The 20,374-nt window shown below is 29.7% G+C and carries 24 protein-coding genes and 1 riboswitch; of the genes, 10 read left to right on the top strand and 14 right to left on the bottom strand.

The genetic code is table 11. From position 1 onward, the window contains the following. Positions 1-282: 282 nt before the first annotated feature. Genes K0039_RS08510 through K0039_RS08480 form a run of 7 tightly spaced genes read left to right on the top strand, consistent with a single transcriptional unit; the run spans position 283 to position 3,478 of the window. A complete protein-coding gene (locus tag K0039_RS08510) occupies positions 283-885 on the top strand; it encodes a TlpA disulfide reductase family protein (RefSeq protein WP_228104625.1) in 603 nt (200 codons plus the stop codon). Positions 886-899: 14 nt separating this feature from the next. Continuing rightward, positions 900-1,514, top strand: coding sequence for a TlpA family protein disulfide reductase (locus K0039_RS08505; protein WP_228104624.1), 615 nt, complete (start codon positions 900-902; stop codon positions 1,512-1,514). Positions 1,515-1,528: 14 nt separating this feature from the next. Further along, positions 1,529-1,675 carry a CD1871A family CXXC motif-containing protein gene (locus tag K0039_RS08500; RefSeq protein ID WP_228104623.1) on the top strand — a complete coding sequence of 49 codons (147 nt, stop codon included), beginning with the start codon at positions 1,529-1,531 and terminating at the stop codon, positions 1,673-1,675. A gap of 1 nt (position 1,676) precedes the next feature. After that, positions 1,677-2,549 (top strand): 4Fe-4S binding protein, encoded by an 873-nt coding sequence (locus tag K0039_RS08495; RefSeq protein WP_228104622.1) that lies wholly within the window; start codon positions 1,677-1,679, stop codon positions 2,547-2,549. Continuing rightward, positions 2,531-3,010: a DUF2975 domain-containing protein gene (locus K0039_RS08490; RefSeq protein ID WP_228104621.1), complete on the top strand. Its 480-nt coding sequence runs from the start codon at positions 2,531-2,533 to the stop codon at positions 3,008-3,010. Before K0039_RS08495 ends, K0039_RS08490 begins: the two co-directional genes overlap by 19 nt. Positions 3,011-3,026: 16 nt before the next feature. Then, the gene (locus tag K0039_RS08485; RefSeq protein WP_228104620.1) at positions 3,027-3,236 is read left to right on the top strand and encodes a helix-turn-helix domain-containing protein; all 210 of its coding nucleotides are present in this window, start codon (positions 3,027-3,029) and stop codon (positions 3,234-3,236) included. Between the two features lie 17 nt (positions 3,237-3,253). Beyond that, the gene (locus tag K0039_RS08480; RefSeq protein WP_228104619.1) at positions 3,254-3,478 is read left to right on the top strand and encodes a DUF3955 domain-containing protein; all 225 of its coding nucleotides are present in this window, start codon (positions 3,254-3,256) and stop codon (positions 3,476-3,478) included. 245 nt (positions 3,479-3,723) lie between these two features. On the opposite strand, the gene K0039_RS08475 is transcribed toward K0039_RS08480, so the two are convergent. Next, entirely contained in the window at positions 3,724-5,364 is a 1,641-nt protein-coding gene (locus K0039_RS08475; protein WP_228104618.1) for an LTA synthase family protein, read from the bottom strand. Between the two features lie 317 nt (positions 5,365-5,681). Between K0039_RS08475 and K0039_RS08470 the strand changes: the two genes are divergently transcribed. From K0039_RS08470 to K0039_RS08460, 3 genes are read left to right on the top strand one after another with little or no spacing between them, the layout of a single operon-like run. Beyond that, positions 5,682-5,903: a DUF1659 domain-containing protein gene (locus K0039_RS08470; protein ID WP_228104617.1), complete on the top strand. Its 222-nt coding sequence runs from the start codon at positions 5,682-5,684 to the stop codon at positions 5,901-5,903. A gap of 31 nt (positions 5,904-5,934) precedes the next feature. Next, positions 5,935-6,159, top strand: a complete 225-nt coding sequence (locus K0039_RS08465) for a DUF2922 domain-containing protein (RefSeq protein ID WP_228104616.1) — start codon at positions 5,935-5,937, stop codon at positions 6,157-6,159. 15 nt (positions 6,160-6,174) lie between these two features. Continuing rightward, positions 6,175-6,321, top strand: coding sequence for a YvrJ family protein (locus K0039_RS08460; RefSeq protein WP_018591228.1), 147 nt, complete (start codon positions 6,175-6,177; stop codon positions 6,319-6,321). A 70-nt stretch (positions 6,322-6,391) separates the two neighbouring features. On the opposite strand, the gene K0039_RS08455 is transcribed toward K0039_RS08460, so the two are convergent. The 13 genes from K0039_RS08455 to pepV all read right to left on the bottom strand — a co-directional run bounded on the left by K0039_RS08455 (position 6,392) and on the right by pepV (position 19,910). Beyond that, a complete protein-coding gene (locus tag K0039_RS08455) occupies positions 6,392-6,577 on the bottom strand; it encodes an aminotransferase class V-fold PLP-dependent enzyme (protein WP_228104615.1) in 186 nt (61 codons plus the stop codon). A gap of 25 nt (positions 6,578-6,602) precedes the next feature. Then, positions 6,603-7,625, bottom strand: coding sequence for a DUF4179 domain-containing protein (locus tag K0039_RS08450; RefSeq protein ID WP_228104614.1), 1,023 nt, complete (start codon positions 7,623-7,625; stop codon positions 6,603-6,605). A gap of 12 nt (positions 7,626-7,637) precedes the next feature. After that, entirely contained in the window at positions 7,638-8,135 is a 498-nt protein-coding gene (locus tag K0039_RS08445; protein WP_228104613.1) for an RNA polymerase sigma factor, read from the bottom strand. Positions 8,136-8,270: 135 nt separating this feature from the next. Then, a complete protein-coding gene (locus K0039_RS08440; protein ID WP_228104612.1) occupies positions 8,271-8,534 on the bottom strand; it encodes a Mor transcription activator family protein in 264 nt (87 codons plus the stop codon). 47 nt (positions 8,535-8,581) lie between these two features. Beyond that, complete coding sequence (locus K0039_RS08435; protein WP_228104611.1) at positions 8,582-9,337, bottom strand: ATP-binding protein; 756 nt, start codon at positions 9,335-9,337, stop codon at positions 8,582-8,584. Positions 9,338-9,347: 10 nt separating this feature from the next. Continuing rightward, the gene (locus K0039_RS08430; RefSeq protein ID WP_228104610.1) at positions 9,348-10,301 is read right to left on the bottom strand and encodes a phage replisome organizer N-terminal domain-containing protein; all 954 of its coding nucleotides are present in this window, start codon (positions 10,299-10,301) and stop codon (positions 9,348-9,350) included. Between the two features lie 10 nt (positions 10,302-10,311). Next, complete coding sequence (locus tag K0039_RS08425; RefSeq protein WP_228104609.1) at positions 10,312-11,061, bottom strand: antA/AntB antirepressor family protein; 750 nt, start codon at positions 11,059-11,061, stop codon at positions 10,312-10,314. 81 nt (positions 11,062-11,142) lie between these two features. Further along, on the bottom strand, positions 11,143-11,811 hold the full coding sequence (locus K0039_RS08420; RefSeq protein ID WP_228104608.1) for a helix-turn-helix domain-containing protein: 669 nt from the start codon (positions 11,809-11,811) through the stop codon (positions 11,143-11,145). A 302-nt stretch (positions 11,812-12,113) separates the two neighbouring features. Beyond that, positions 12,114-12,983: a cation diffusion facilitator family transporter gene (locus K0039_RS08415; RefSeq protein ID WP_228104607.1), complete on the bottom strand. Its 870-nt coding sequence runs from the start codon at positions 12,981-12,983 to the stop codon at positions 12,114-12,116. A gap of 149 nt (positions 12,984-13,132) precedes the next feature. After that, the gene (locus K0039_RS08410; RefSeq protein ID WP_228104606.1) at positions 13,133-15,652 is read right to left on the bottom strand and encodes a cation-translocating P-type ATPase; all 2,520 of its coding nucleotides are present in this window, start codon (positions 15,650-15,652) and stop codon (positions 13,133-13,135) included. A gap of 111 nt (positions 15,653-15,763) precedes the next feature. After that, positions 15,764-15,841: riboswitch (NiCo riboswitch) on the bottom strand. A 257-nt stretch (positions 15,842-16,098) separates the two neighbouring features. Beyond that, complete coding sequence (locus tag K0039_RS08405) at positions 16,099-16,650, bottom strand: GNAT family N-acetyltransferase (RefSeq protein WP_331476731.1); 552 nt, start codon at positions 16,648-16,650, stop codon at positions 16,099-16,101. A 153-nt stretch (positions 16,651-16,803) separates the two neighbouring features. Further along, the gene (locus tag K0039_RS08400; protein WP_228104604.1) at positions 16,804-18,087 is read right to left on the bottom strand and encodes a Gfo/Idh/MocA family protein; all 1,284 of its coding nucleotides are present in this window, start codon (positions 18,085-18,087) and stop codon (positions 16,804-16,806) included. 473 nt (positions 18,088-18,560) lie between these two features. Continuing rightward, entirely contained in the window at positions 18,561-19,910 is a 1,350-nt protein-coding gene (gene pepV, locus K0039_RS08395; protein ID WP_228104603.1) for a dipeptidase PepV, read from the bottom strand. Positions 19,911-20,374 lie beyond the last annotated feature (464 nt).

The raw sequence follows: 20,374 nt of genomic DNA, 5'->3' as shown, positions 1-20,374 counted from the left end.
ATTCCTTTCATTTGCTTTAGTCAATAAGAAAACTAAATATTTTCACCAAATTTTTCCTGGTATTTACAGTATATTTAGTAAATTTTTACAATATTTTCATATTTTTTCCAATTATTACTTAATAAACTTAATAAAAAGGAAAGATAATTTTACAAAACTAAGCAATAAAAACAATCGTAAAACGAAATATATTTATTGTTTTTCGATAAATTTTTATTGACAAACTTGAAATAATGACTGTACTATATAAATATAATAGAAAAAAGGAGGAAGAAATATCAAATGAAAAAGAAAACATTTATATATGCTATAGGACTTGTAATAGTCACTTTTGTGGGATTTGTCGGTATCAAAGGTTATTTATTTTTTAACCCTTCTGAACAAGTTCTTGGAATAAAAAGTCCACAGGTAAATAAAGCAAGCAAAGAAATGAATGAAATGTTAAATGGAGTTGATTTATCAGGTTTTAACACAAAAGATGTATTAGGAGAAACAGTGACTTCGAATATTTTTTCTAAATACAAAGTTACAATGATAAATGTTTGGGCAACAGACTGTACCAGTTGTGTAGAGGAAATGCCAGAAATAAATAAACTTTCTAAAAACAAGCCAGCAAATACGAATGTAATTACCCTTTGTACAGACACGGCATGGAAAGATGAGGCGATTGAATTTGCTAAACAAATTGTTCACGAAAACAAAAGTGTAAAAGTATTAATACCGGATAAAGTATTGCAAAAATCATTAGCAAATAGGATTGTAGCTTATCCTACTACCATCTTTGTGGATAGCCAAGGAAAAATGATTGGAGATGTATATCTAGATGGCAAAACGGAAGAAGATTATTTGAAAGAACTAAACAATCGAGTAAAAACTTTAGAATAATAAAGGAGAAAGTTATGAAAAAAGTAGGAAAAGTAATAGGAATTATTGTGGGAGTTATAGTTGTTGTATATGGAGTCCTTCAGATATCTATACTTATTGGTGCGAGAAATGAACCAGATTTAGCAACAATGCAAAAACAAGAAAAGAAAATGTACGAAGAAGACAATGCAAGAATGAAAAATATCGATCTTAGTAACTTTCAAGCGGAAGATTTAGATGGAAATATTGTAACTCAAGAAATTTTTTCTAAGAATAAAATAACTCTTATTGATATTTGGACAACTGATTGTTCACCATGTATTGATGGAATGCCTGATCTTGCTAAATTGCAAAAAGAAAACTTAGAAGGTGTTGGGATATTTACTGTTTGTATAGATGCTGCCTATTCAGAAAAAGCTGAAAAATTCGCCAAAGAACTAATGGCAGATAATAACAATATCCCCACTCTGATACCAGATAAAAAATTAATGAATGGATTATGTGACCATATTCCGGCATATCCTACTCATTTATTCGTGGATTCAAAAGGGAAAGTGATAGGAGACCGTTATGTAGGAGGAACTTCCACAGAAGAACTGAAAGAAGAAATCTCTAAACGCCTTGAGATGGCAGAAAAAAATAAAAAGTAAAGGAGGTAAAACTAATGTTTTCTACAAAGACACAAAAAACAAGATGGCTTATTTTAGGAGTTTCAGTGATGTTTATTGGATTGGGGATTTATAGAGGAGAAGCAGAAGCCGTATTTTCTAAAGCAGTGAATATTTGTATGGAATGTATAGGAATCGGTTGATATGAATAAGAGAAATTGGATTCAACTCTTAGTAGCGGTATTTTCAAATGGATATATACGAGGATTCTTGGAAGGAAAGATTTATACAGGTTCTGGAAAATATCTATGTGTACCGGGGTTAAATTGTTACTCCTGTCCGGGTGCATTGGGAGCCTGCCCCATAGGTGCAGTACAGTCAGTATTAGGAAATCGAGATTACAAAATGACCTACTATGCTGTCGGTTTAATATCCTTATTTGGCATTTTATTTGGGCGATTCATTTGTGGATTTTTATGTCCATTTGGGTTTGTACAGGATTTGCTTCACAAAATACCAGTAAAAAAGATAACAATTCCACGTAAACTAGATCAGAAAATGAGATATTTAAAATATATTATTTTGCTGGTGTTTGTTCTAATATTACCTGTTGTTTTAACCAACCAATATGGAATGGGAATGCCACACTTTTGTAAATGGATTTGCCCAGCAGGGACATTAGAAGGAGCGGTTCCCTTGCTATTAACCAATCCATCACTACGTGGAGCTGTAGGAATATTATTTCAGTGGAAAATGTTGATTTTATTTATTATAGTTCTATTGTCAACAATGATTTACCGACCATTTTGTAAATATATATGTCCTTTAGGAGCGCTTTATGGGCTATTTCAAAAAGTTAGCTTTTATCAGATGTCTGTAGACTACACGAAATGTAATGGTTGTGGAAAATGTGAAAAAACCTGTAAAATGCAGGTTGATATAAGAAAAAGTATTAATTCACCAGAATGTATTCGTTGTGGAGAATGTAAAAAAGTTTGTCACAAAAATGCGATTTCTTCTGGATGGAAAGGAAATGAAAGGAGGGAAACGGAGTTAATATGCGAAAAGAAAGTTTAATTCGATTTTTAAGGAGAATTATCATAGGGTTTGGTATTTTGGGAGCGGTTGTATATACACAAGTATTTCCGATTTTAGGTCATGGAATGGAAGAATTGCTTCCAAGGTTTTCAACTTACTACATGCCATGGTTAATCTTTATCTGGATTACTGCAAGTCCATGTTATATGATACTTTTTTATGGCTGGAAAGTTACAGAACAAATTGAGCAAGATACTATTTTTACACGAAAAAGTGCTCAGTTATTAAAAAAAGTAAGTTGGTGGGCATTAGTTGATACTATCTTTTTCACAGTGGGTAATCTCGTTTTTTTCTTTATTAAAGCAGTAGGTGTCGTTTATTTTTTTGCATCTCTTGTAGGTGTATTTATGGGGTTGGCTGTGGTGATTACAGCCGCTATGCTTCCTCATTTGGCATATAAAGCTGCGGAGTTAAATGAAGAAAATGAGTTAACTATTTAAGGGAAGGTTGGAATGAATGATTGTTATTAATATTGATGTCATGCTTGCGAAGCGAAAAGTTAGCGTGACAGAACTATCAGAAAAAATAGGAATTACAATGGCTAATGTTTCCATATTAAAAAATGGAAAAACAAAGGCTATAAAAATAGAAACGTTAGATAAGATTTGTAGGGCTTTGGAATGTCAGCCAGGAGATATTTTAGAGTATAAAGAATTTAGAGTATAGAGAATAGGAGAAGAAAAATGAAAAAATATATTTTTAGCATGGTGTCAGGATTAATTGGTGTAATTTGTTTTGCAGCCTATAATATCATAGGAACAAAAATGTCGCCAGATGGAAGTTTTGTAGAGCCTTTTGGACTGATTCCAATAGGATATCTATTTATCTTTATTGGAGTAATTAGTGCCATTATAGTAGCAGTAGTAACTTACATCTATAATTTATTAAATAAGAAAAAGGAAAAGTAAAAGAATGAAGGGATAGTTTGCAAAGACTATCTCTTTTTTATATATACAACCTCTTAAAAGAGAAAAAAGCACTTTAAAAATTATTAGAAAATGAGCATAGTGTGAAAAGAAGGTTGATAGAATTTAGAAAGATTTTGCAACAGAATCAAATACTAGATTTGTAATCACAAGCAAGTGGCAAGGGTACTCAAATGTGTTCACTTGATTGTGATTACAAAAGTAGACAGTGAAAATACAATGTCAAATTATTTATATGTTATTAAGTCATTACTAAATGTGCTGCTCTTCTTATCATTGATAAATTCATCATTAAATAAATCACTATTATCTCCAAGTCCACTATTTACAGCATCGATGCCTTGCTCTTCAATAATAGTTTTCTTATTTGAGTATAAATTAGTTCCAAGACCTAATCTATCTCCTTCAATTTCCACACCTAAAGTAGAAAGAATCGTAGGGAACATATCAAATGGTGCAAACTGTCTATTTTTTACATTGTCAGTAGTTACAGGTGCATTTAGTATTAAGTTAACTATGGTTCTTTCATAATTTGGATCAAAGTCCTTAAAGAATTTTTTATCCATACTTGGATGGTCACCAGTTATAACTATTGTAGTATCTTCATAGAATGGCTGTTTTTGAATCCATTTTACAAAATCAACTGCTTCTTTTGTAGAGTAAGAAATAACATTGGCATATTGAGAATCATGTTTTTTCTCAGCTTTTTCTGATAAATAACCATCAGGGAAGTGAGTATCTGCTGTTTCCATTGTAAAATTAAATGGTTCATTTTCCTTTGAAAGTCTAGTTATTTCATTTTTTGCATATTCATAAAGTTTGTCATCTTCAAATCCCCACCATACATTATAATCTTTAGGTATTAAGCCTTTTTCCTTTGCTGCTTTATAGTCAAATATATTAAAATTACCATGAGTTGTAAAGTAAGTTGTAAGTCCTCCAAAATCTGCATCAGCTCCAAACATTATTGTTTGATTGTAACCTTGAGCCTGTAAAATATCTCCTATACCAACAGCTCCTGGTAAGAAACTACCATCTTTTCCATAAGAATTACGTCCCATAGGAATTTTTAATGGAAGTCCTGTATCCATATTTATCATGGCTGCCACTGACCACTCAGAAGCATAAGTAGTATGAGGACCGCCAAACTTATCTGTATTAGAGAAAGATAAACCTTCTTTGTAAAGCTCTGTTAGTTCAGGCATTAAGTTCTCATCCATATATCCGCCTAATTCTTTATTTAAATATGAATTTTCCACTGACTCTAAATAAATATGAATTAAATTTCTCTTTTTATTTGGAAAAGTCATTTTCACATCTCTAGGATCAACATAATTATCAGCTAGATATGTGGATGATGATAAATAAGCTTTAGCAATTTTTTGTAATTGTAATTTGTTAATACCAAAACTTGCTCCACCTATAAAAGTAACAATCGATAAAATTATAGATATAACTCTCACTCTTTTTTTATTTAAAATAGTTTTCTTTTCATTATTTTTATTAATTAGGAAAACATTATATTTAAAATTAATAAAAATTAAAAATGGTATGGTACAAATAACAATATTTAATACTGGTGATTTAAGTATTTCCTCTGTCATACCAAATTCTGTTCCTTTAAGTGGTGCTTTTAAATTAAATAAAAGTTGCTCTGGTGTTATTTGTCCAAAGAATTCCACATACCACGTTGAGAAAAATGCAAAAACAAGTCCTAATATAAAACCTAATACTAATAATGTTTTCACTATGTAATCTCTTTTCTTAGATTTATCCTTATCTTTTACAAAGATAAGTTTTCCTTTTGAAATTTTACTTATTATTATGATAAATATTATACATATTATTAAGCAACTTAAAAGTTTCATAAATACCTCCTATATTTATATGCCGCATATAAATTTTCTCCAATTATATATAATATAGTATTTTGTATGTTTATGTACTATTTAATTGAATATTTATAAAATCTTAAAGAAAATGTAAGAAATTCAAATGCTTAATATGCTATTGCTTTATTACGTACTCTGCAAAAATTCACTTACAAATTAATTTACAAAAGTTGTATTTAACTTTAGTATAAATTCTTCTTATATTATATAAGTAGAAAGTGAGCTCATAAAATTCGCAAGGTTCGTATGGCCAACGATATATCCTTGCGAAAAAAATTTAAGGAGGTAATAATATGGCAGTAGTTTCAACTCCCAATGCTTCATCTGTTAAAGTTAAATTCGATCATGGTACAGATTTAAATGGAGACAGAATAGTAAAAACCAAGACTTTTTCAAGTATAAAATCAGGTGCTTCAAATGATAATATTATGGCTGTAGTAAATGCAATAGCAGCTATGCAACAACATACTTTAAGTGGCACAAACAGAGTGGATAACTCTTCTTTATCAGAGTAGTAAATTAATTTAATTTTTAGGAGGTTAAAATATGGATGAAAAAAAACTTATAATGACGTTTAAAAATACTTTAGGAAATAGTTTTTCTATTACTGTTGAAGATCCAAGGGAAGACCTTGAAGAGCAAGATATAATAGATACTATGAACTTAATAAAAGATCAAAATATCTTCCAACCAAAGGGTTATGATATAGTAACTTGTGTATCTGCTAAAGTGGTTGATTCTAAAACTACTGAGTACGATTTGGAAGTATAGTTTGAGGTGATATATATGGATAATATTCAATCTATTATTGCAAACCTTGGTTTTCCCATTGCAATTTCACTTTATTTGTTGGTGAGAATTGAAGGAAAGCTGCAAGGTTTAACAGATAGTATAAATGAGCTATCCAACAATATTATTAAGATGAATAGATAAATTAAATATAGAGTAATGCCAAAGGGGTACACATTTTTGTGTATCCCTTTGGCATTACTCTATATTTAATTTACATTTCACTTTTAGTACTTATTATATTTTTTAATGATTCAAGTACGTAGTCAATATATTCCACTGTATTAAAATGTCCAAAACTAAATCTTACAGTTCCATTTGGGAAAGTGCCCATAGTTTTATGAGTAAAAGGAGCACAGTGAAGACCACTTCTTGTTTGAATATTATAAGTCTTGTCCAACCGATGGCAAACTATGCCGTTGACTTTATTTTAATGGAACTTTAAACTCACTAAGTACATCTTTCTCATATTTACTCTTATCTATAACTTGTATCAAAATATATTCTGAATCTTTTGAAATAGGAGTAAACTTCTCATATTGTAACATTCCTAAATCACTTTCTAAATTATAGCTAAAAGTAAGATTCTCTAACAGTTTACCTTTATCATCATAAGCCAATATATATGGATCTGAAGCATTGCGTGGAATATCAATTTCTATCTCTGTAGTATTTGGTGTTAAAAGTATCTTTTTTAATTTAAATTTATTATTTTCTAAATTTGGTTCATAAGCTATATTTTTACTATCATCCTTTTTAACCTCTATGTTATAATTCCAATGCCCTTTTACAATCTTATCTCCTCCCTCAGATGTATATCCTTTGACTTTTGATATATTAATACTTAAATTAAATCTTGGTTTTACATCAACACCTTTTGTTACAAGGGGCATTAAATCAATAGACTGAATTATTGCATATGTGTTTTTATCTATTTTTTTGCTTACAGTATTATCAATTTGTAATTTTTCATTACTAAAACTAGCCATTATATCCCCATCATTTACAACATCATTTATATCGATACGTTCCATATCATCTAAATGTCTATTTTCCGATTCTAATAAATAGCTTATATATATGTTACTTCCGTCACAGTAAGCCTCTTGTACTGTAATTCCTATATCTTTGCTTATGACTTTTTTATTCAATGCACTTCCATTTTTGCTATTAATATTCTTGATAAATGGTTCTTTCTCTGATAGAACTTTGTCTTCTTTCAAAGTATTTATTATATTTCCTAAAAAAGGTACCTTATTTGCTAATGTTGGATTTAAAATAGTTACTCCTAAAAATATAACAACAACAGCTGCTACTGACAAACATGCATTTTTAATTCTTTTTTTCTTTATATTTTCTTTTCTAATTAAGTTTCTTGCTTCATCTATTTTTATATTTACACAATCTGGGATTGTATTATCATCTATTATTTTATTGTTTTTGTTCATTTTCATACCTCCTTATCTCATAGCAAAACTTTCTCTTAGTTTTGTTTTAGCCCTTGATATTCTGGACTTTATAGTACCCTCTGGCTCTTTTAATATTTCGCTTATTTCCCTGGTATTAAACTGTGATATATAATAAAGAGACACAACTAACTTTTGCTCTTTTGATAAATCATTTAGCAAATCTTCTATTTCAAATTCACTTAAAAATTCTTGTATATACCCTTCTTCTACATAATCATCTAATATTACCGTTTCTTTATTTTTAGACATGATATCCTTACATTTATTGATTAATATTTTAGTTAGCCATGTTTTAAAATACGAATCATTCTTAAGAGATTTTATATTTCTATAAGCTGATATTACTGTTTCTTGTATGGCATCTGCTACATCTTCATCATTATTTAATATAGCTCTTCCTGCCTTATATAATGAAATCTTATTTATTTCGATAAGATTAAAGAAGGCTTCTTCATCTCCTTTTTTAGCCTTTTTGATCAAATTTTCCATTATTTCCTCCTGACTTAATATGTACATATTACTACTCAAAATTTTGATTTATTTCTTTTTCACTTATTAGACTAATGTTTTTCCCTATATAGTTGCATTCATTTTTAATTAATCATATTTATTATAGCGCTCAGATTATCTATTTTTGATATTATTTTCCACTAATTTTTTTAATTGCATCTCTGTCATTCCATATTTTATCCTAAGCTGATTAATATTTTTGCCGTTATATATTCTGGCAATTTCTCTGTTTCTCTCTCCCATAGTTACCCTGTGATAAACTGGTATGTACACATTACTTCCCCCATAAAGTTTGCTTAGTTTCAAAAAATTCTCCATCCCTATGATTTCCACCATTGTATGTAAGTTATAAGGTATATCATCCATTAAAATATCCATAATTTCTCCCCTTTTTTATATTAAAATATATTTTAAATTATTTTCTACTAGATATTATTTAAGTGTATATAGCTTTTTAATCTGTAGTTATTGCTTCTTTCATTAAAAGTTATAATATTGTCTTTTGCTATTTCCACAAGTCTACTTCCCACAGCCTCGTCCCAACTTATTATCTCATCTATAGTTTTTTCTGTTGAAATAATAAGGGGCATGTTTTTTAAATATCTACTGTTTATGATTCTGTAAATATAATTAAGATCTGCTGCTGTAATTTTCCCCTTCAAAAAATCATCTATAAAAAGCACCCTGGGATTTAAATACTTGTTCATTTCTCTTATGAAATTCTCCTCATCAGTTACACATTGTTTAAGGTTCATCATCATGGAATTGTACTCCACATAGCGACAGCCAACATTTTGATTTATTAAATTGAGCATAGCAGCTATTCCCAAATGAGTCTTTCCTGAACCAGGCCGACTACAAATTAAAAGAGAAGAATTATTATCTACAAAGTCATTGCAAAATTTAAGTGCCTGATGTCTTGCCTTAATTTGATATTTCTTTTCACAATTATAAGAGCTAAAAGTTTTTCCCTTAAAAGCATCACTTAAACCGCACTTCTCCAATTTTTCTAAGGACTGTTTTTTATCTAAACATTCGCATGGTATGGCAACTTCACAGTTATGGCTGTTTTTCTCAAATGTGTATCCAAAGTCTCTGCATTTTTTGCAATCATAATTATCTTCAACAGTTTTGCAGCTTTCCATTAGCTTTTTCATTCTTTCAAGTAGTTTTACATCCATCTGCTCCCCCCTACACTACTCCCAACTTGGCTTCAAGCTCTTTTATTTCTTTTAACATTGCCTCGTCAATTTCTTCATCATAATCTTCATGATTTTCTATGGAAGTTTTCTTGTTTTTAGACGTGCTTTTCCCATTTTCTTTATTCAAAAGCTCTATTTCCTTTACTTTGTACTGATCTAGGGTAAATATTTTGTCATTTATCCATTTTTTAATTATGCCTTTTAAGTAAGATGGCGTTACAACAGACTTGTTAATGCATATTTCTATGGCTTTATTAAAAAGGTCTGATTCGATTTCTTCTGATATTTCAATAAACCAGTCTCTACTTGCTGGATAAATTGGTCCTACATTTGCCTCATAAAGCTTAGTGATTTTACTTAGATTTTTATCGACAGTTTTTATTTTTTTAGTTTTGTCACTTAAATAAGTCACACAGGCTTTTTCTTTGTTTGTATTTTTATCTTTATCTGTTTCTATATCTTTATCTATTTCTTTCTCTTTCTCTAGCGTTTCATTTTTGTTACAAGGTGTTTCATCTGCGTTACACCCTGTTTCATTTTGGTTACAGTCCGTTTCAATTTCTTCTATTAAATTATCTTTTTTATTTTCTCTGTGTTTTCTAACACGTTTAGTAGTTTTATCTTCACTACCTGTTAATTCAAAAGCCTCCAAAAGTACATACTCACTTTCACTTACAGATTCTATGAGGTTTTGACTTTTTAAATAGTCCAATGTTTCTTTTACTAACTTTGGATCTTCATCTATTTCAAGTGCTAAGTCTTCTGCAAAAGTATCTTCCACATATTCAAATATTAATTTGTTGTCATTTTCCAAAGATAAAGCAAGTAACTCCAAATATATAAGAACCTTTTCATTTCCATTTTCACTTTGTTTTAACTTCTTTACTGATTTTTGTCTGAAAAAATTTCTTTGAACTTTTAACCAATAATATTTTTTCCCCATTTTCTTCTCCTTAGTTTAATAATTTTATCTCCTCATTTTTAATTACCTTTTCATCTATTAATAAAGCTTTAAATACTTCTCTTCCTCTTGAATTGATCAAAGTCTGTATTCCACTATGATTATTCTCTGTTGTATAAAATCTGAAAGTAAAGTAATCCATAGCATGTCCATAAGGTTTAAGGTTGTCAGAAGCATCTCTGTAACAATAATTGTTAAGAAGTAGCCAGCTAATAAACAAGTTTTCTCTAATACCTATTATCTTTGCTGTATCTCTGAAGTTTGTAGATAAATTAATAGAGATTTTAGCAGTTTTGTGTGTGGAAGTTCTTGTAGTAGGATAAGTTTCAGTATTGCTATTTGTAAATGGTGATGTGTTTTGATTTTTCATTTTATTTTTTAGTTGTAGCAATCTGGCAATAAGTGCTTCTGGCGAGTTAAATTTCTTTTCCATTTCAATAAAATGCTTTCTTGCTTGTCTTCCTCTTTCACTTCTTTGGATCATACAAATTTCCTTTGCCATGTCAATTTTCAATATATAATCCGTTTGATTTTGGGCTCCTCCAGGGGTGTCACATTTTTGTGTAACCCTTTGATAATCTTCATTTTCTTCAAATCCATATTCCAACATTCTAAGTATCCATACCTTATACCTTGTTTGAATATGAAGATATTGGTGCAAATCTCTGGAGCTTATAACTACCTCCTCTTTTTCATTAATTGTTACTGGTACTAGTTGTTGTATGTTGTGTGTAGCTTCCATAATTTTTCCTCCTTAGTTTTTATAAATTTTATTAAAAAACTGCCATACTAAAAGTTAATATGACAGTTTTTTTATGATATTTTAATTATTTAGTTTTTGAATTGGCACATCTATACATAATTCGTTTGCTATTTCAGAATGATAAAGTTTATTTTTACTTATTCTAGAGTTTTCTATTAAATCTTTTATTGTATAGTTTTTTATTTTATCTTTTGTTAGTAAATTCAATTCTTTTAAAGATACTAAACTACTTTCTTTTATCTTTTGTGCTTCACTATTATTTTTATCATTACTAAGTATTCTATTGCAGCAATTAATAGATTTGACATATCTTCCTACTTTTTTATAAAGAATTGCACATGTTAGTAGGTAACTGCTATCATGTCCCAATATATTTGAAAATGATAAGTAAATTTTTAAAGATTCTTCATACTTTTCATTTTTCAATAAGTTTTCTGCTTCTCGTAGTCTTTTATCTACCTTTGTTTTTAACTTACATATTTGATTTTTATAAAGTTCCTCATATTCACCTAACCGCTTAGCAGATTTGTCATTTACAGCAGCTTCATATTCATCGTAAGACATCTCTACTTCTAAAGATTTTAATACACTGTCCAAGGTTTCTTTTTTTACTATCTTTATATAGTTTTCTATGTTGTATATATTTGTTACGGAAACATTAGCTTCGATTGATAATGCCTCTTGAGAATAGCCTTTGCTTATTCTTATTTTCCTTAAGTTTTTCCCCATAATTGCTTTATCCACCCTTTTTATATAAAGTTTATTATAAATAAATTATAATTAATTACTTTAAAAATGTCTCGGTAGAAAATCGGTAGATTTGTAAATTTGCTATTTTTGGGGCAGTATTTACTTTTAAATATTTATAAGTTATGAAACTTGTGCAATTTAAAAAGGTATACACATTTTTGTGTATACCTTTATATTTTAACTTAATATTCTTCACTTATATTTCAGTTTCCACCTGAACGTTTTCTAAACTACTAAAAATATGTGCTAAAGTTAGTGTCCTAAATTACAAAATTACTTATTTAATCTTTGCTAGGATCTACATGTATAGTCACCCTAGAATTCTTAAGATTTTTATTCATTTCTTTTTTTATATTACCAATAACTTCATGAACTTCTTTTACAGTTGTGCTCGATTCTACTGTAATATGAAAATCAATATGTTTGAAGTTTCCTGATTTTCTCGTCTTTAATTTATGATAATCTATAAATTGATCATTATATCTTTCTATAATATTTTTTATCTCTCTTTCTTCTTCATCGCTTAATCTTTTATCAATTAATTCATCAAAACCATTTTTAGTTAACTCTACAGCTTCCTTTATTATTAGAATAGCCACCAATATAGCAACAATAGAATCTAAAATGTGAATCTTTGTAATTTTTATAAGTAAAATACCTATTCCTACACCTACAGATGTATATATATCAGTTCTCAAATGAAGGGCATCTGCTTCGAGTGCCATAGAATCCTCTTCTTTTGCAACTTTATATAGTTTACTAGATACAAAAAAATTAGTTAATCCAGATATAAACATAACTAAAATAGCTATACTTTCATTTTCTATTACAGTTGGATTGAAAATCTTTTTAATTGCTTCTACTATAATCATTATTGATGCTATTAAAATTAGTATCCCTTCAATAATTCCAGATATATTTTCTATCTTTCCGTGTCCATAAGGGTGTTTGTCATCAGCAGGCTTAGAAGATGCTTTTACTGAAAAAAAAGCTACTATTGATGCTAATAGATCCATTGAAGAATGAATAGCTTCTGATATTATACTTACAGAACCACTTATAATACCTGCTATAATTTTTAATACTATTAGCGTCGAATTAGATATTATTGATAAAAGTGCAACTCTTATTTTTCTGTCAGAACTAATCATGTACTTTTCTCCTTTTAGTTTAAATTGCTTAATTAGTTTATTATTACCTTTAATTTAATATTCTTACACCAAATTTTACATTTTAAAGTCAAATTAGAAGGACTATGATTTTACAATCATAATCCTTCTTAATTAATAATTCATATTATTTATTTTCTATGCTTATAAATTTTTACCAACTCATACCACATTACAGATACTATTGAAATAATAATTACAACTATCATTTCATAAAAACTTAATGGCGCTAACTTTAAAAATGAGGAAAGTGGAGTATAAAGTACTATTCCTAAACCTAATACAATTCCTAAGCTACTTACCCACATTACCTTGTCCTTGACAAGCTTTTTAATAGATTTATAGGTATATTCAGTATCTGAACTATTTACTTGAACTAATAATATATTAGAAACCATTATTATAGACAATCCCATAGAGCGAGCTACATTACCATCGCCAATATTATTAATTAAATAATAATAATACGTTCCAAAAGAAGCTGCAAATAGTACTAATCCCTGAATTATGCTTTTACACAAAATTCTTTGAGTTAACATACTCTCTTTTGGATCACGAGGTTCACGGTCCATAATATCGAGTTCTGATGGCTGTCTTTCTAATACTATTGAACAAGTAGGATCTATTATTAATTCTAGCAAAACAACATGAACTGGAAATAAGAATAATAATGATGAATCAATTCCGAGTAATGGAGCCATAAGTGCTGCAAGTGCTATTGGTATGTGAATAGTAAATATATATCCCACAGCTTTTCTTATATTATCATATATTCTTCTACCATCTTTTACAGTATCAACTATAGTAGAGAAATTATCATCTAGTAATATTAAATCAGCAGCTTCCCTTGAAACTTCTGAGCCTCTTTTTCCCATTGCTATTCCAATATCAGCATATTTAAGAGCAGGTGCATCGTTTACTCCGTCTCCTGTCATTGCTACTATTTCTCCATTTTCTTTAAATGCCTTTACAATACGCATTTTATGTTCAGGCACTACTCTAGAGAATATACTTACTGACTTAACTTTTTCTCTTAAATCTCCATCACTCATATTATTTAGCTCATCACCAGTAATGATATTTTCACTATGAGGTATTCCAACTTGTTTTGCTATTGCGCTAGCTGTTATTCCATTGTCTCCAGTAATCATTACTAATCTAATTCCTGCATTTATACATTGTTTTATGTCTATATCAATACCATCTCTAGGTGGATCTGCCAATCCTACTAATCCCAATAATTTCAACTCACACTCATGTATAGTTGATGGAATATCTTTTTCTTCTTCTATTTTCATACTCCCAATTGCAATAACCCTGAGCCCTTTAGACGACATTTCATATATCTTTTCTTCAACAACTTTTCTTTCATCATTTGATAATTTGCTTATACTTAATATTTTCTCTGGAGAACCTTTTGCTGTAATAATTATTTCATTATCATTTTTCCATACATGCCCCATCATCTTAGCTTCATTTGTAAATGAATATTCTGTGATCAACTCTCCACTAAATAATTCATCTCTACTAATATTATTTTCTTCGCAAAAAGATAACATTGCATGCTCCATAGGGTCGTATGCATCCGTTTCACAAGCCATTCCCATTGTCTTGCATAATGTATTATTGTCACCATCTATTGCCCAAGCCTCACAAAGGGCCATCTTATTCATAGTAATAGTTCCTGTTTTATCTACGCATAATACAGAAACTGCTCCTAAAGTTTCCACTGATGGAAGCTTTCGTACTAAAGATTGTTTTTTAGCCAATCTCCAAGCACCTATTGATAAAAAAACTGTTAATACAACTGGAAACTCTTCTGGAATCATTGCCATTGCAAGAGTAATTCCAGATAGTATGCTTTGAATTAATCTGTCATATATAGGTAAATCAGCAACATTAAAAAATGTTATAATACAAACCAAAACAAATAGGACAGCGGCAATCTTTGCACAAGTTTTTACTAACTTCCCAGTTTGTTTTTGTAGCGGTGTTTGACTTTCAGGTGCATCTACTACATTTGTACTTATTTTACCATATTCTGTATATGCCCCTATTTTATCTACTAATATAACCCCACTACCTTGAATAACCAATGTACCTGCATAACAATAATCTTTTCTCCAATAATCCTTCTCATCTTGTATAGTTTGAGTTGTTTTCCATACGCCCTCTGCTTCTCCTGTAAGAGAGGATTCGTCTACACACAGGTCACTTGATTTAATTACTATACCATCTGCTGGAATTTTTACCCCTTCTGTTATTATCATTAAATCTCCAGGCACTAAATCTTCACTATTAATTATCTTTTCTTTACCCTCTCTTATGACGGTAATATGTGGTGCCGATAAATTTTTTAATGCTTTTAATGTTTTATCTGTTTTCCATTCTTGAATTACATCAATACTTATTACCCCAAATACAAATACTAACATTATAGCACCATCTCTAGGTTCTCCTAGTATAAAATAAATAATGGCAGCTACAATTAATAATATAAACATTGGTTCTTTTAATACTTCTAGGATTTTCAATAAGAAATTATCCTTCTTTTCTGGTACTAAAACATTTTTACCGTATTTTTCTTGCAACAGGTGAGCCTGCTTGGTACTTAAGCCTTTTTCACCATTCATAAGTTTTTGTTCTGTCATAAAAGTTACCTCCTTAAATTTACTCTCAAATAGGAATAAATGAATTTGATAGCTCTATGGCAATGCATTAATATATATGTACTTACACATAAAAAAACCTGTAAGACATATTACTGTCCCACAGGTATCGTTTCCCTGTTGCCCTTCGGCCCGGCTCCATAAAATTACGGCCTGATCAGTTTGTACTGTAGCTTATATGCAGTGCAAATAGATACTTTATTATATTATATTACATTGTGTTAATTTTGTTACTACTTTTCATTAAATTGTTGTATTTAATTTTCCTTAATATTTTGAATCCTAAGGTGTATCTATTTATTTACTAGAAATTGTTCGTAATCTATAACAATTGTAAACCTTTTTATATTATACATCTTATTTGAATAATATATAAAGTTAACTCCCCTACAAATTTCTATTTTTAAGTGAGCTCTATATATTAGAATTTAAACGTCTTTTTCTATAAAGTGAACTTCAGAATTATCCCAGTACTCTTTATATACTCTGTCATCTTGCCCATCAAAATTTAATTGATACATTCTAAATGTTACTAATATATCTTTCGGTTGCCACTGCTCTTCATAAGAGTATTTATAGCTCATGCCCAATTGTTTCATAACTCCACCACTACGAGGATTTTTGACATCGTGTGTGGCAGTAACATACATAAGTCCATCTTTTTTTACTTGCTCTAAAACTGCTTTACTTGCTTCTGTTACAATCCCTTTATGCCAAAATTCTTTCCTTAATCCATATCCTAAATCATGATTGTCACTCATGCTTACATTAACATATCCAATAGGTTTATTATCTACTTTTAAACAAATAGCGTATCTATATCCTTTATCTAGTTTATATGCTTGTGTATATTTCTCATAAAAAAACATTTCTGCTTCCTTCAATGATTTTAGAGTAAACCAAGGAAGGTAGGTATTTATTTCCTCGTCCTTATATATGTCAAATAAGGCTTCTATATCATTTTCAGTAAATTTTCTCAATATCAATCTTTTTGTTTCTAATGTTGGGGTATTTTGATTATTTATACTCATATTCTATCCTTTCAAATTTCTATTTATCATATATTATCAAACGCTTCTTTATTACACATTATATAACAATTGCGACGTTCTTATATTATATATAATATTCAATTATTCTCCAATTGTAAAATAACTTCGTTTTATTTGATTATTCCAAAACTTTTCTACATTAACTACTTCATGATTTAATCTAGAATATTCACCTGCAAATGCCATCACATGACTTTCTACAGAAGTAATTGCACTAGTTTTTACTTCCTTATTATTTGAACTTACTGCTTTCATAAATTCCTCCATTAGTTTAAAGTCGCCTCCACCATGACCACTTTTTATCACCTTAGGATGAATTACTGTATGGTGGTTATCTCCAAATTTATGCACCTCTATTACATTCTTGTGAAAATCCCCACCCACTTCTCCATGGGAAAACATAAGCTTTATAGTTCTTGTGCAATCCTTTGTAAATGCAGATAGATTGAAAGTAGCAGTTATACTGTCTTCGAACTCTAATATACTTACCATATGATCCACTACGTTATTATCACATTTGTATACGCATCTTCCGAAGGGGCCAGTAGTTATTGCTTTTGCTAAATTTTCTTTCGTAGGATTGGCATCCACTGCATATAAAGATGCTTTAAGTACATCATCTTCTAAATATATTTTCTTTGCACTATATGGACAGGTTCTCTCAACTTCACAGTCTACACATTTATTTGCCATGTTTTCTTTGAAGTTTTCTTCTTTCATATGACTTAGGCATCCAAAGGAAGATATATATTTGCAACTTTTCCCTGTTAACCATAATAATATATCCAAATCATGACAACTTTTAGCCAATATTAGTGGACTTGTTTCATTGCTATTTCTCCAATTTCCACGTGTATAGCTGTGTGCAAAATGATAGTATCCTATATTTTCATTGTGTTGTATGCTTATAAGATCTCCTAATTCTTTGCTGTCCACTATTCTTTTTAGCTCACTAAAAAATGGAGTATATCTTAGCACATGACATATCATAAATACTTGGTCTTTGTGTTTTTTTGCCAGTTGTCCTAGTTTGATTACTTCCTCTAGTTTATTTGACATGGGCTTTTCTAGTAGGACATGATATCCTTTTTCTAGTGCAATTTTAGTTGGTTCAAAGTGGGATTCATCGCTGTTGGCTATTATTATTGCGTCTGATAATTTTTGTTTTGATAAGAGTTCTTCATATGATTTGAATGTATTTTCTTCTTTTATATTGTATCTATTTTTGAAGTTGCTTCTTTTTTCTTCCTTGGGCTCTGCCACTGCTATTATTTCTCCTAAGTTGGGGTTTTCCAGTAGATAGGGTGCGTAGGCATTCATTCCCCTTGAGCCTGCTCCTATTACAGCAACTGATATTTTTTTCATTTTATTTCCACCCTTGATTTCTTTATATACAATTGTTTATTTCTACTATATATTCATGTAAACATAATTAAAATGAGTAAAATTTAAGCTTTTTATTAATATTTTTACTTTAAACTTATTTGTTTAAATAGGGGGGTGATAATATTAATATATAAATACCATTCACACTCCCTGGCTACTGATTGACCTAACTTTATTAAACTCATTAATTATCAATTCTTCAATTATCTAATTATATTTATAGATTACTAACTTTCATTGTAATATGTAACCTTCAATCTACTCACTATAAAAGAGGACAGCCTTTATACTGTCCTCTTTCATATTTATTATTTTTTCACATTATGTATATCTGTAACTTCAAACTTAAATTCTTTAAATAACTCAGTTAGTGCCATCTTTCGTACCACCGGGCATATTTATCCAAGGCATGTTAATGCATTGGATTTGCTAACTATATTATCTCAAATACATTACTTTGAAAGTAACTCAAGTGCATTGGCATATATTTTAGCCAATGTTATCAGACTATCTATTTTTATATATTCATGATTAGTATGTTCCACAAGTTCCTCTCCTGGAATACATGGACCAAATGCTACTATATTATCAAGGTGTTTTGCATAAGTTCCTCCACCAATTGCAGTAGCAGTACTATCTCCATCGTAAAATTCACTATATACATCTGTTACAGTTTTTATAAGTCTACTTTCCTTACTAACATAAAGTGGTTTTGCATTTTCCACATTCTCTATATCAAATCCTTGTAACTTAGTCAAGAAAGTTTCCAATATTCCTTTATCAGTCTTTGTGCATGGGTATCTTAGGTCCATATGTAGACGAAGTTTTCCATCTACAACATCTATAATACCCATATTTATTGTTAATGATCCTGTTTCGTCTTCCATATCTATGCCAAGTTCAGCTCCAAAAGTTCCATCACATAAATACTTACGTATAAATGCAAGTTTTTCTCCTTCTTTACCTTCAACAAGATTATTATCTACTAAGTATTTAATTAATATGCCAATAGCATTTTTACCTGTATGTGGTATACTTCCATGAGCAGGAATGCCCTTAGCTGATACAATTACGCTTCCATCAGCATTCTCTTTGCATATAATGTTTTCTGTATCTGTGCATCCTTTTCCAATGATAATAGCTTCAGCTTTATCAGGAACAGCATTTACCACAATTCCACCAGCTATGCTCTTAATGTTTGAACCACCTGTCAAATCAAATGGAGTAGTTAGTACAAAATGAAGAATTCCTTTTTCACCATAAATTGCTGGAAAATCAGCATCTGGTGTAAATCCGTAAATAGGTGCTTTTTCTCTTTCATTATAATACTCCATATCTTCACAACCTGATTCTTCATCACATCCAAAGATAATTCTAATTTTCTTAGAAGGCTTAAACCCAGATTCTTTAAGTGCTGCTAATGCAAACAAGGCTGCATTTATAGGTCCTTTATCATCAACAGTACCTCTTCCCCATAATTTATCATCAACTATCTCACCAGAATAAGGCGCATATTGCCATCCATCTCCCTCTGGAACTACATCTAAATGACCAAGAGCACAAACGTATTCTTCTCCTTCACCATATTCTGCATATCCATAATAATTGTCTACGTTCGTTACTTTAAACCCTAGTTTTTCAGCTATCTCAAGTTGTTTATTAAGGGCTTTACATACTCCTTCACCAAATGGCATTCCTTTTTTAGGTATATCTCTTACACTTTTAATTTTAACCATATCTTGTACGGCTTTGATTAATTCTTTACTGTTTTTTTCAACTATTTCATTTAATTTATTATTCATTTCTTATACCTTCTTTCATAAAATAATCATATTTTATTTCATTTAATCAGTAGTTATATCTTTTTGTATAACTTAAGTGAAATTCTTATAATAATAAATCCTGCTCATAAGTATTATGTTAACTAATTTATAATATACTACCATTTATTATAGTCCTCAATCTAGTCAAGAGTCAAATGGCATGGTACTACCTCCTCACAATTCTTTAAATCTTTAACAATCCCCTCAAAATATTTCAAGAAAGCCTCTTTCTTATTTGTACCTTTCAGAACATCTACAAAAACACTAGGTCTTTGTGTTTTTTGCCAGTTGTCCTAGTTTGATTACTAATAAAAATCCTCAAAAATATTTATTAGTAATATAAATTAAAGGCATACACAAAAATGTGTATGCCTTTTTGATGGTTTTTTAGAAGATAATATTATTTGTTTTTTTTCATTTAAACTATTTTTCTTTTTATTCAT

The sequence above is a fragment of the Terrisporobacter mayombei genome, assembly GCF_020748465.1.
Classification (GTDB): domain Bacteria; phylum Bacillota; class Clostridia; order Peptostreptococcales; family Peptostreptococcaceae; genus Terrisporobacter; species Terrisporobacter mayombei.
The sequence above is the reverse complement of the archived record's forward strand: the minus strand, read 5'-3'. Positions and strand labels throughout refer to the sequence as shown.

What these genes read in the sequence shown, in the direction of transcription:
- K0039_RS08510 (WP_228104625.1), top strand. Translation starts at nt 283, where the DNA reads ATGAAAAAGAAAACATTTATATATGCTATAGGACTTGTAATAGTCACT.
- K0039_RS08505 (WP_228104624.1), top strand. Translation starts at nt 900, where the DNA reads ATGAAAAAAGTAGGAAAAGTAATAGGAATTATTGTGGGAGTTATAGTT.
- K0039_RS08500 (WP_228104623.1), top strand. Translation starts at nt 1,529, where the DNA reads ATGTTTTCTACAAAGACACAAAAAACAAGATGGCTTATTTTAGGAGTT.
- K0039_RS08495 (WP_228104622.1), top strand. Translation starts at nt 1,677, where the DNA reads ATGAATAAGAGAAATTGGATTCAACTCTTAGTAGCGGTATTTTCAAAT.
- K0039_RS08490 (WP_228104621.1), top strand. Translation starts at nt 2,531, where the DNA reads ATGCGAAAAGAAAGTTTAATTCGATTTTTAAGGAGAATTATCATAGGG.
- K0039_RS08485 (WP_228104620.1), top strand. Translation starts at nt 3,027, where the DNA reads ATGATTGTTATTAATATTGATGTCATGCTTGCGAAGCGAAAAGTTAGC.
- K0039_RS08480 (WP_228104619.1), top strand. Translation starts at nt 3,254, where the DNA reads ATGAAAAAATATATTTTTAGCATGGTGTCAGGATTAATTGGTGTAATT.
- K0039_RS08475 (WP_228104618.1), bottom strand. Translation starts at nt 5,364, where the DNA reads ATGAAACTTTTAAGTTGCTTAATAATATGTATAATATTTATCATAATA.
- K0039_RS08470 (WP_228104617.1), top strand. Translation starts at nt 5,682, where the DNA reads ATGGCAGTAGTTTCAACTCCCAATGCTTCATCTGTTAAAGTTAAATTC.
- K0039_RS08465 (WP_228104616.1), top strand. Translation starts at nt 5,935, where the DNA reads ATGGATGAAAAAAAACTTATAATGACGTTTAAAAATACTTTAGGAAAT.
- K0039_RS08460 (WP_018591228.1), top strand. Translation starts at nt 6,175, where the DNA reads ATGGATAATATTCAATCTATTATTGCAAACCTTGGTTTTCCCATTGCA.
- K0039_RS08450 (WP_228104614.1), bottom strand. Translation starts at nt 7,625, where the DNA reads ATGAACAAAAACAATAAAATAATAGATGATAATACAATCCCAGATTGT.
- K0039_RS08445 (WP_228104613.1), bottom strand. Translation starts at nt 8,135, where the DNA reads ATGGAAAATTTGATCAAAAAGGCTAAAAAAGGAGATGAAGAAGCCTTC.
- K0039_RS08440 (WP_228104612.1), bottom strand. Translation starts at nt 8,534, where the DNA reads ATGGATATTTTAATGGATGATATACCTTATAACTTACATACAATGGTG.
- K0039_RS08435 (WP_228104611.1), bottom strand. Translation starts at nt 9,337, where the DNA reads ATGGATGTAAAACTACTTGAAAGAATGAAAAAGCTAATGGAAAGCTGC.
- K0039_RS08430 (WP_228104610.1), bottom strand. Translation starts at nt 10,301, where the DNA reads ATGGGGAAAAAATATTATTGGTTAAAAGTTCAAAGAAATTTTTTCAGA.
- K0039_RS08425 (WP_228104609.1), bottom strand. Translation starts at nt 11,061, where the DNA reads ATGGAAGCTACACACAACATACAACAACTAGTACCAGTAACAATTAAT.
- K0039_RS08420 (WP_228104608.1), bottom strand. Translation starts at nt 11,811, where the DNA reads ATGGGGAAAAACTTAAGGAAAATAAGAATAAGCAAAGGCTATTCTCAA.
- K0039_RS08415 (WP_228104607.1), bottom strand. Translation starts at nt 12,983, where the DNA reads ATGATTAGTTCTGACAGAAAAATAAGAGTTGCACTTTTATCAATAATA.
- K0039_RS08410 (WP_228104606.1), bottom strand. Translation starts at nt 15,652, where the DNA reads ATGACAGAACAAAAACTTATGAATGGTGAAAAAGGCTTAAGTACCAAG.
- K0039_RS08400 (WP_228104604.1), bottom strand. Translation starts at nt 18,087, where the DNA reads ATGAAAAAAATATCAGTTGCTGTAATAGGAGCAGGCTCAAGGGGAATG.
- pepV (WP_228104603.1), bottom strand. Translation starts at nt 19,910, where the DNA reads ATGAATAATAAATTAAATGAAATAGTTGAAAAAAACAGTAAAGAATTA.